Below are 8,944 nucleotides of genomic sequence, written 5' to 3' on the forward strand. Positions count from 1 at the left end.
AGTAAAATTAGCAACTATTATATAATTGTGCATCCTATGCACAATAAAAGATTGTAATTATCTTGCAGCATATATGGAAACAATTTCAACCATTGCAGTATGTGGCGCCGGTACTATGGGTAGTGGTATTGCACAGTTGTGTGCACAAAAAGGGATAGATACAATATTATTTGATGTAAATGAAACAATTTTGCAAAACAGCCGGCGGCGTATTTGGATGAATCTGGATAGCCTGCAACAAAAAGGTAAAATAGCAGGTGCAGAACTTGCCGCCATACAAAAACGATTGCATTTTACACATCAATTAAGCGATTGTGTTGCACCGGTAATGATAGAGGCAATTATTGAGCAAAAAGAGGTAAAAGCAACCTTGTTAAATCAGGTGCTAACCATCAATCAATACCAAACGATTCTTGCCAGCAATACCTCTTCTATTTCCATCAATGCGTTGGCAGCGGCGGTGTCGCACCCGCAATGTCTGGCCGGCTTGCATTTTTTTAATCCGGCTACCATTATGCAATTGGTAGAAGTAATTAAAGGAGAACAAACAGCACCCGAAGTAATAACAACATTGCTGGCATTAAGTAAACAATTGGGTAAAACGCCGGTTGTTTGCAATGATGCGCCCGGCTTTATTGTAAACAGGGTGGCAAGGCCTTACTATCTGGAGGCTTTGCGTTTGGTTGAGCAGGGACTGGCTACTGTTGAACAGGTAGATGCCGTGATGGAAGCTTCCGGTTTTAAAATGGGCCCATTCAAATTAATGGATTTAATTGGTATTGATATCAATTACAGTGTAAGTTGTATTGTTTGGGAAGCATTAGGAAGGCCTCCCCGGTTAACACCTTCTGCTTTACAACAGCAAAAAGTGGAAGTAAAACAGTTAGGAAAAAAATCAGGAACAGGGTTTTATCAATATCAATAATCATAGTGCTTAATATTCGCTTGCATTAATCAATTAGTTATGAAATGTGTTGCTTTGAATGCCCGGTTTTTAAGGGCAGATGTTTTGGAAGGATATGGAAATTATGTGCACGAAATATTCAAACGGTTGGTACTGCAACATCCGGAAACAAATTTCATTTTTATTTTCGACCGGCCTTATGATGAAGCTTTTATAACAGGCAGCAATGTAATACCGTTAGTAATAACCCCGGCGGCAAGGCATGCACTGTCATTTAAATATTGGTATGATGTAAAAGTGCCATTGGCTTTGCGAAAATATTCGCCCGATGTATTGGTGCAGCCCTATGGTTTTGCTTCGCTTACATCAAAAATACCACAATTGCTGGTGGTGCATGATTTGGCTTTTAAACACCATCCTTCCTTTATTCCAAAACATCATTTGTATTATTACCGCTATTTTACTCCCCGCTTTTTAAAAAAAGTACAAAGCATTGTAACGGTTTCTGAATTTTCGAAGGCTGATATTGCCCAACATTACCCATTTGCAGCAGCTAAAACTACAGTAGTGTACAATGCTGCCAAACCGGGTTTTCAACCTTTAGTATTTGCGGAGCGGCAGGCTATTAAAACGCAATATGCCAATGGTTGTGAATATTTTTTATTTGTGGGTGGTATTCATCCGCGTAAAAATTTGCTGAATCTGTTAAAAGCATTTACCATTTTTAAAAAATGGCAGAAAAGTAATATGAAATTACTGGTGGTGGGCCGTTTGGCCTGGCAATACAATGATATTATTGAAAAATTAGACAGCTACAAACACCGCGAAGATGTGGTATTGTTGGATTATGTAAGTGATGCGGTTTTACAAAATGTCATGGCCGCAGCTTATGCACTGATTTATCCTTCTTTTTTTGAAGGATTTGGTGTACCTGTAATTGAAGCTATGCAAAGCGGTACTCCGGTAATTTGCAGTAACACAGGTAGCTTACCCGAAATTGCAGGAAATGCGGCATTATTGGCTGCACCCGATGATGTAAAGGAGTTGGCGCAACAAATGCAACTGATATATAAAGATGAAATAAAACGCAACCAATTGATTGATGCCGGAAAACTTCAGGCCGCAAAATTTAGTTGGGAGGCAAGCGCAGAAAGCTTCTGGGAGGTAATGCAACAGCTTACAAAAAAATAATACATTTTAATATTTTATGCCAATGCACGGTTAATTGCATGTTGGCTTTAACCGAATATTGTATTTTTGCCACTTTATGCTACATAAATCAGCAATTATGCATCAATCAGATATTCACATTAAAGTTACCTTAGATGCCGATAAAATTCCGGCCAATATTCAATGGAATGCAAGTGATAGTACAGCAGAAGAGCCACAACAGGCAAAAGCCATGATGATGGCTTTTTGGGATGGGATTGATAAAAGTGCTTTGCGAATTGATTTGTGGACCAAAGAAATGATGGTAGATGAAATGGCCGATTTTTATTATCAAAACCTTATGTCAATGGCCGACACCTTTGCCCGTGCAACCCAGCAGAAGGAATTAGTAGAAGATATGAAAGCATTTGCCAAAAGCTTTTATCAAAAATTCAGAGAAATTCAACTGCAACAAAACAAGTTGGTGTAAGCATGATATTTTAAATTAAAAAACATTTACAATATGAACTTAGAAGAAAAAATAATGGCAGAAATGAAAGAAGCCATGAAAGCTAAAAATGAAGCCCTGTTAAGAGGCTTAAGAGCCATAAAAGCAGAAATCATCAAAGCAAAAACAGAACCGGGGGCCAACGGACAAATTTCAGGCGAAGCAGAATTGAAACTGTTGCAGAAGTTGGTGAAACAAAGAAAAGACTCTTTAGAAATTTATCAAAAACAAAACCGTCCCGATTTGGCAATAAAAGAAGAAGAAGAAATAGCCGTTATAGAAAAGTTTTTACCCCAACAATTATCGCCTGAAGCATTGAAAGAGGCCGTTCAAAAAATTATAGCTGACACCGGCGCTACTACTGCAGCCGATTTGGGAAAGGTAATGGGTGTAGCCTCTAAACAACTATCCGGACAGGCAGATGGAAAGTCCATTGCAGCCTGTGTAAAAGAATTATTGCAATCATAGCATGGCTTGTTTATTGTTTTCATAAATGTGCTGGTACCTTAATGGTAAACATGCTTTACTATAAATACCATTCCATTACAGAAAAATATTTTTTACTGAAAAGGATGTATCATGTTGATTGATGTGCCGGTAATAATGCTGCTACTGTTGGGTTTGTATAAAGGATACAAACGCGGCCTGATTGTAGCTGTATTTTCAATGGCGGCTATTATTGCGGGTTTGGTCATTGCATTTAAAACCTTTGAGTGGGTAGCTGTTTGGCTGCAAACGCAAACCACATTAAGTGGCCAGTGGATGAGTTTTGTAGCCTTTTTGATGGTATTGGCTATTGTAATGGTGGTGGTACATTTTTTAGCCAATTTGCTGCAACAAACCATTGAACTGTTGTGGATGGGTTTGTTGAACAAGTTATTGGGTATGGTTTTGTATGTATTTTTATATGTAAGTATTGGTGCCATTATTATGTATTATGCCGCTAAAGTGCATGTATTAAGCAATACAGTCATCCAAACTTCTAAATGCTATCCTTATATTCAAAAAAATGTACCTATATTACTGCACAAAGCAGGGATGGTGATTCCTTTTTTAGAACAAAGCATACATCAGTTAAGAACTATATAGCACATTTAAAATGGCAGATGCCCGCAACAACTTTTTTTCTTTATATTTAGGTATCTGTTCAGCTCAAACAGGAATATGATAACTTAGCGAATAGATTGCTGTTCTAAGTAGCAGCACAAGTGAGGAATGACTTTTATTTTTTCGGTATATTTTGCTTTTATTTGTAAACAAACACGCAGTAGAACTTGGTTTAAGTATCATAACATGGAGTATCAATTAAAACAAATAGATAAGTTTAAATTTCTCGAAGAGGGAGAAGGTGAACCATTATTGTTGTTGCATGGCCTTTTTGGTGCATTGAGTAATTTTACGTATTTGGTAGAGCATTTTCGAAAAACACACAAAGTTATTGTACCCATTTTGCCCTTATTTGAATTAGATATTTTTCATACCACCGTACATGGCCTTGAAAAGCATGTACATAAATTTATTGAAATGCGTGGTTATGATAATATTCATTTGCTGGGCAACTCGCTTGGCGGGCATGTTGCATTGGTGCACATTTTAAAACATCCTGAAAAAATTAAAACACTCACTTTAACAGGTAGTTCGGGGCTTTTTGAAAATGGAATGGGCGATAGTTACCCCAAAAGAGGTGATTATGAATATATTCGAAAAAAAGCAGAATTAACTTTTTATGATCCGGCCATGGCTACCAAAGAACTGGTAGATGAAGTGTTTGAAATTACCAATAACCGTTTAAAAGTTATTAAAATAATAGCACTGGCTAAAAGCGCCATCAGAAGTAATTTGGGTGAAGAACTAAGTCAGATTCAACAGCCAACCCTATTAATTTGGGGAAATAATGATACCATTACACCACCTTTTGTAGGCAAAGAGTTTAACAAGCTGATTCCCAATAGTGAATTGCATTTTATAGATAAATGCGGACATGCGCCCATGATGGAAGTGCCGGATGCATTCAATAAAATATTGGAATCCTTTCTGTTTAAAATAAAACAATCTGCCGAACAATTACGTTAATACAATATATTTAATACGTTACCAACTGGCATGTTAGCACAACAATTCATACATACCGATTATCCAATATTACAATTAACAGATAAAGCTTATAAAGCTTTAGAGTTAATGGAATCTTACGATCTGCGCCATTGGCCCCTTTGTGCGGATGATAAATATGTTGGCCTTATTTATAAAGATGCGTTGTTAGATGTAACCGACGATGCCATACTTGGCAACTTGCAAAACGGTTTACAATCAGTAGCTGTTAAAAGTACCGATTTCATTCTTACCGCAGTAAAACAGGCCGCTGCCCACCATTTATCTTTAATTCCTGTAGTAAATGAGCAGAACATTTTAGAAGGCATACTTCGTTCGGAAGATTTACTCGGCATTTTAGCACATTATATAGGCGTAGATATGCCTGGTGCTACCCTTGTTTTACAAATGGAAAGAAAAAATTATTCTTTTGGTGAAATTAACCGGCTGGTTGAAACCAATGATGCATTTATTACTCAACTCAACTCTTATTTTAATAACGATACCGGTCTTTTAGAGGTAGCTATTAAAATTAATAAAACAGAAATAAGTGATGTTGTTGCTACTTTTCAGCGTTATGAATATGCTATTCTCTATTACTTTGGCGAGGAATTATATGCCAACGAAATAAAAGACAATTACGATAACCTTATGGCTTATCTCAACGTGTAACATACCCTGCACAACCATTTCTTTGTATATTACGTATATGTATTGTTGTTAATTTTTTTAAGTGTTTTTACGCAAATAACAGCTAAACCTTACTTTTACCATCCGGCAAAACCATCTATTATTGTTATGCGCTATTTGTGCCTTGTTATTTTACTATTCTGCTTCATTCATATTCAGGCACAACCCATTGAAAGACTTCCTTTACAAAAACCTGTTGAATACATTATTGGGGGCATTTCTATTTTCGGAAATAAAAAAACAAAAGATTATATCATTTTGCGGGAAGCAACATTGAAAAAAGGTGACAGGCTTACCCCTGAACAGTTACAGCAAAAACTAATTGAGTCAAAAGAATTGATTTATAATACCGGTTTATTTGTGGATGATAGTGTTTATGTAGATCGTTTACAGGGTAATATTGCCTTTGTTCATATACGCGTAAAAGAGCGATTGTATTTTTTGCCGCTGCCTTATTTTCGGTTGGTAGACAGAAATTTTAATGAATGGTGGGTGCAGCAACACCGCAGTTTTAGCCGGGTGAATTATGGTATTAAATTTAATTATAACAATTTTACAGGCCAGAACGATAATTTAAATATCTGGTTGATTAATGGTTATAACCAACAGGTGGCACTGCGATACAATTTGCCTTTTTTCGATAAAAAATTAAAGCAGGGCATTAATGTGGGCTTTGCATACTCTAACCAACGTGAGGTGAATTATGCCACCAGCCTTACCAATCAGCAATTATTTTTTAAGAATGATAACAATTATGCCCGTACCTTTTACCGTTTTGATGCCACCTATTCTTATCGTCCCGATCAGTACCAGCGCCATTATTTCAGGGTTTCATATGATCATGATGCCATAGCCGATACCGTTGCGGCTTTAAATCCGCAGTTCTTCCCCAATGGGTTAAACCAGGTAAAGTATATTGATTTTTCGTACATCTATCAATATTTTAAAACCGATTATAATGTTTATCCCACAGATGGTTGGCAGGCACAAGGTAGTTTATATAAAAGAGGTATTGATAAAACTACCAACTTATGGCAGTTTGGTTTATATGGATTGTTTGCAAAACCCATTATGCCCAAAACTTTTATTGTTGCCGATGCTTCTGCTACTGTTAAATTTCCTTATAATCCCTATTTTTTCAGTCAGGCTTTATTGGGTTATGGCAGCTATCAAATGAGCGGATTGGAATATTATGTGGCAGATGGGATGGCCGGTGGATTGGCACATTTTTCTTTAAACAGGCAACTGTTTACCTATATTTTCAAAAATCCTATAAAAAGTAAAACACACGATAAAATACCTTTTCGGTTTTATGCCAAAATATATACGGATGTAGGGTATGCTTATAACCCTTATGTGAACAATAATTTATTAAACAACAAACTGTTGCATACATGGGGTTTTGGATTGGATATTGTATCTATTTACGATTTTGTATTTCGTTTTGAATACAGTTTTAATCAACTCGGAGGCAAAGGTTTATATTTACATGCCAATAATAGTTTTTAGCCGATGGCGTTGATGTACAAAATGGTGCAACCTGCCTTTGTTGACTGTCATCCCTAAAACTTAGAATTAAAAAATCACATCATTAATTGTAGCAGTTTTAAAAATCCAACCATTTCTTGAAAGCAAAATTTATACAAGTCAGGAATATTTCCTATTGTAGAAAATAAATAATAAACAAATGAAAGTAGCTATTTATAGCCGTGGTTTAGATATAGAACAGGGCAATCCATTGCAACTGCTGGTAGAATTATTAATACAGCAAAATATTGGAATATTATTATACCGGTCATTGTTAGGAAGATTTCCATTGCCTGCAGCCTTATTGCAACATATTACGCCTTTTCAAAGTGCAGATGATTTTGATGCAGAAGTAGAATGTTTAATCAGTTTAGGAGGGGATGGAACCATGTTAGATGCGGTTACTTTAATTCGCAACAGCAATATTCCTATTCTGGGTATCAATTTTGGTCGGCTTGGTTTTCTGGCAAGTATTAGTCCTGATGAACTTTCCAGTGCCGTAGATGCACTGATGAACCGCACTTTTGTAGTAGATAAAAGAAGTTTATTGCATATTGATGCCAATGTGCCATTATTTAACAATGCACCCTTTGCATTGAATGAATTTTCAATACATAAAAGAGATACTTCGCCCATGATAAAAATTCACACTTATTTAAATGGTGAATTTTTAAATACTTATTGGGCAGATGGCTTAATTATTGCTACACCAACGGGTTCAACAGGATATAATATGAGTTGTAACGGCCCCATTTTATTTCCCGATTCACCCAGTTTTGTAATTACCTCGGTGGCACCGCACAATTTAAATGTACGGCCCATCGTTGTAGCAGATACCAGTGTTATTTCATTTGAAGTAGAAGGCAGAACCGATCAGTTTATTTGTGCTTTAGATGCCCGAAAAGAAATTGTAGACATCAATACACAAATTGCCATTCGAAAAGAAAAGTTTCATGTAAACTTAATACGGTTAAATGAAAATAGTTTTCTTTCTACCCTGCATTCTAAATTAACCTGGGGGCTCGATAAAAGAAATTAGTAATGTTATCATTATTTTTTAATGAGGTTGTAATTTAAACTTATTTTTACATAAAATTATATTGCTATCTGATGATAAGAAAGTATTGGCTGTTATTCACCCTCTGCCTCGTATCTAACCTGCCTTTGCATGCGCAAATGTATGATAGCTTTGTGCACGACGGGGAGTTTGGGGCTTCCCTTGGGCTCGGTCATTATTTTGGTGATTTGAACCCTACCGGCAAATTGAATAAACCCAAATTTTCCGGCGGCTTATTCTATCGTAAACAAATCAACAATTACGTAGGAATTCGTTTATCGGGCAATTATTTGTTTTTGGGCTATTCAGATAAGTATAGCGATAATCCTTTTCAACGCCGCCGTAATCTGAGTTTTAATACAGATATTTGGGAAATGGCCATTAGTGGCGATTTTAATTTCTTTAAATTTTTGCCCGGTTTCCCTGAATATCGATTTACCCCTTATGTAAGTTTGGGGATTGGTATTTTTTCTTACAATCCTTACACTTATTTAAATGGAACTAAAGTTTATTTACGCCCATTAGGTACAGAAGGCCAGGGCAGCCCGCTATACCCTAATCGTAAACAATATGGCACTACAGCATTGTGTATTCCGTTTGGGTTAGGGGTGAAATATGCTTTAAATGAAAAAATGAACCTGTTTGCTGAAGTAACTTACCGGTTTACTAATACGGATTATATAGATGATGTAAGCACTACATATGCTCCCGATGCTTACCCTGCCGTAGGTGCCAATGGAAATCCAACCACCTGGTTTTTATTGCAAGACCGTAGTTATGAAACAGGCACCGTAATTGGTATTAAAGGACGCCAACGTGGCACCAGCTTGAAAAATGATTCTTATGTTTCTTTGCAAGTAGGAGTATCCTTCAATTTACAATCTTATAAATGCCCATCACATTAAGAAGGGGCTAATTTACAAGGTAGGAAAACTAAAAACAGCCTGTGATACCTATACTTTTTAGAGCAATAAAGAATTGCCGGATAAAAAAGCAATAAAACCTTGCTCCCTACTGC

At 36.4% G+C, this 8,944-nt stretch carries 10 protein-coding genes; all 10 read left to right on the plus strand.

Translation table 11 applies throughout. From position 1 onward, the window contains the following. The first annotated feature begins 73 nt into the window (after positions 1-73). Positions 74-925 carry a 3-hydroxyacyl-CoA dehydrogenase family protein gene (locus tag JK139_RS08795; RefSeq protein ID WP_218331102.1) on the plus strand — a complete coding sequence of 284 codons (852 nt, stop codon included), beginning with the start codon at positions 74-76 and terminating at the stop codon, positions 923-925. Positions 926-964: 39 nt separating this feature from the next. Then, positions 965-2,095 carry a glycosyltransferase family 4 protein gene (locus tag JK139_RS08800; protein ID WP_074419077.1) on the plus strand — a complete coding sequence of 377 codons (1,131 nt, stop codon included), beginning with the start codon at positions 965-967 and terminating at the stop codon, positions 2,093-2,095. A 97-nt stretch (positions 2,096-2,192) separates the two neighbouring features. Further along, a complete protein-coding gene (gldC, locus tag JK139_RS08805; RefSeq protein WP_218331103.1) occupies positions 2,193-2,543 on the plus strand; it encodes a gliding motility protein GldC in 351 nt (116 codons plus the stop codon). A gap of 33 nt (positions 2,544-2,576) precedes the next feature. Continuing rightward, positions 2,577-3,029 carry a GatB/YqeY domain-containing protein gene (locus tag JK139_RS08810; protein WP_218331104.1) on the plus strand — a complete coding sequence of 151 codons (453 nt, stop codon included), beginning with the start codon at positions 2,577-2,579 and terminating at the stop codon, positions 3,027-3,029. A 111-nt stretch (positions 3,030-3,140) separates the two neighbouring features. Then, positions 3,141-3,650 carry a CvpA family protein gene (locus JK139_RS08815; protein WP_218331105.1) on the plus strand — a complete coding sequence of 170 codons (510 nt, stop codon included), beginning with the start codon at positions 3,141-3,143 and terminating at the stop codon, positions 3,648-3,650. A 204-nt stretch (positions 3,651-3,854) separates the two neighbouring features. Continuing rightward, positions 3,855-4,634 (plus strand): alpha/beta fold hydrolase, encoded by a 780-nt coding sequence (locus JK139_RS08820; protein ID WP_218331106.1) that lies wholly within the window; start codon positions 3,855-3,857, stop codon positions 4,632-4,634. Positions 4,635-4,664: 30 nt separating this feature from the next. Further along, the gene (locus JK139_RS08825; protein ID WP_218331107.1) at positions 4,665-5,324 is read left to right on the plus strand and encodes a CBS domain-containing protein; all 660 of its coding nucleotides are present in this window, start codon (positions 4,665-4,667) and stop codon (positions 5,322-5,324) included. Between the two features lie 126 nt (positions 5,325-5,450). Continuing rightward, positions 5,451-6,851 (plus strand): POTRA domain-containing protein, encoded by a 1,401-nt coding sequence (locus JK139_RS08830; protein ID WP_218331108.1) that lies wholly within the window; start codon positions 5,451-5,453, stop codon positions 6,849-6,851. 178 nt (positions 6,852-7,029) lie between these two features. Further along, complete coding sequence (locus JK139_RS08835; RefSeq protein ID WP_068243529.1) at positions 7,030-7,908, plus strand: NAD kinase; 879 nt, start codon at positions 7,030-7,032, stop codon at positions 7,906-7,908. A 71-nt stretch (positions 7,909-7,979) separates the two neighbouring features. Next, positions 7,980-8,831 (plus strand): type IX secretion system protein PorG, encoded by an 852-nt coding sequence (porG, locus tag JK139_RS08840; RefSeq protein ID WP_218331109.1) that lies wholly within the window; start codon positions 7,980-7,982, stop codon positions 8,829-8,831. Positions 8,832-8,944: the final 113 nt, after the last annotated feature.

The organism is Hydrotalea lipotrueae (assembly GCF_019249625.1).
Lineage (GTDB): Bacteria > Bacteroidota > Bacteroidia > Chitinophagales > Chitinophagaceae > Hydrotalea > Hydrotalea flava.